The organism is Teichococcus vastitatis (genome assembly GCF_003604215.1).
GTDB classification, from domain to species: Bacteria; Pseudomonadota; Alphaproteobacteria; order Acetobacterales; family Acetobacteraceae; genus Pseudoroseomonas; species Pseudoroseomonas vastitatis.
Genome location: NZ_QXGS01000137.1, coordinates 1 through 1,653 on the forward strand (window position 1 = coordinate 1; position 1,653 = coordinate 1,653).

Genomic DNA, 1,653 nt, shown 5'->3' on the forward strand with positions numbered 1-1,653 from the left:
TGCTAACACGGTTCCTACAGCGGTGTGATTGCCCTGGGGGAGTTGGAGGATGGCCAGGATGTCGGCGAGGATGCGGCCTGACCGGGAGCGGGTGCTGGTTCCGGCACGACGGCTGTGTCCGGCCTGCGGCGGTGGCATGCGGATCCGGTACGAGAACCAACGCACGCTGGTGACGCTGTCGGGGGCCATGCGGCTGCGGCTCAAGATCCGTCGCTGCGAGGTGGCGGGCTGTGCACAGCATCATCGACCCTATCGGCCTGAGGCGGAGGGGGCGATTGCGCTGCCGCAGCACGAGTTTGGCCTGGACGTGGTGGCATTGGTGGGGGTGCTGCGACATGGCGACCACCGCAGCGTGCCGGAGATCCATGCCATCCTGCGCGGACGCGGAGTGGTGATCGCCGAGCGCAGCGTGACCAACCTGCTGGACCGCTACGACGAATTGCTGGCCACCTCGCTGACCAGCGGGGCACGTCTGCGACGCGTATTGCGTGACCAGGGGCGGGTCATCCTGGCGCTGGACGGGATGCAGCCCGACGTCGGTCACGAAGTGCTGTGGGTAGTGCGCGAGTGCATCTCGGGCGAGGTGGTGCTGGCGCGCAGCCTGCTCTCGGGCACCGCCGATGATCTGGCGCCTCTGTTACGGGAAGCAGCAGACGCGGTCGGCGTGCCGGTGGAGGGCGTGCTCAGCGACGGGCAGACCTCGATCCGCCGCGCTGTCGCCAAGGCACTGCCCGGAGTGCCGCACCAGCTCTGCCAGTTCCACTTTCTGCGTGAGGCGGCGAACCCGGTGTTCGAGGCCGATCGGCACGCCAAGAAGGAGCTCAAGAAGCAGGTGCGCGGCGTACGCCCCCTCGAGCGAGCGATCGAGGGCCGCGACGATGCGGAGGCGGAGGTGGTGCGCGGCTACTGTGCCGCGGTGCGCAGTGCCATCACCGACGACGGCCGCACCCCGCTTGGGGCTCCTGGCCTGAAGCTCAAGCGGCGGCTGGAGGCCGTGGCAGGCAGCCTGGACCGGGTCCTGGAAAAGGGGGCGACACGCCCCCCGCGCCGCTCGCGCGGCTGCGCCGGCTGATCAGCCGCGGCCTGGAGAACACCGCCCCACTGTGGCCGGAGGTGGAACGCGCCTATACCTGGGTGCATGCTGCGGCCCGGCTGCTGGGCAACGCGGCCGGCGAGAGCGCTGCCGTTGTGCGACGCCGGTTCGACGGCCTGCTCGCGGCCATGCACCGGCACCGCAACCGTGCCGGCGTGCTCTCCGCTGCCATTGACCACTTCGTCAAGGTCGCCCGCAGCTACCGCCCTGGGCTGTTCCACTGCTACGCAGTGCCGGGCTTGGCGCGCACCAACAACGACCTTGAGCAACTGTTCGGCTCCCAACGCTATCACGAGCGGCGCGCCACAGGGCGAAAGGCAGCCTCGCCAGCAGCGGTGCTGCGCGGCGAGGTTCGGCTGATCGCGGCTACCGCCACCAGGTTGCGCCCGCCGGGCTCGCGTGAACTCGGCCGTGCCAGCAAAGAACGCTGGGCTGAACTCCGCCGCCGTCTCGAACAGCGGCGACACGCGCGGACACTACGCACCCAATTCCGCCGCGATCCCGCCGCCTATCTGGCCATCCTGGAACAGCAAGCTTGCCAGCTGATTTTGCCGGCCTAC

Annotated in this window: 1 protein-coding gene; it reads left to right on the forward strand. The window is 69.6% G+C overall.

The window, feature by feature from the left end; translation table 11 throughout:
- Window positions 1–136: 136 nt before the first annotated feature.
- Window positions 137–1,653 (forward strand): ISNCY family transposase gene (locus D2K64_RS23495; RefSeq protein WP_370765159.1). Its coding sequence is split into 2 segments (ribosomal slippage), with 1,518 coding nucleotides annotated over them: window positions 137–1,019 and window positions 1,019–1,653; the frame shifts between segments, so codons are not numbered across the junction. This gene is flagged as partial in the annotation.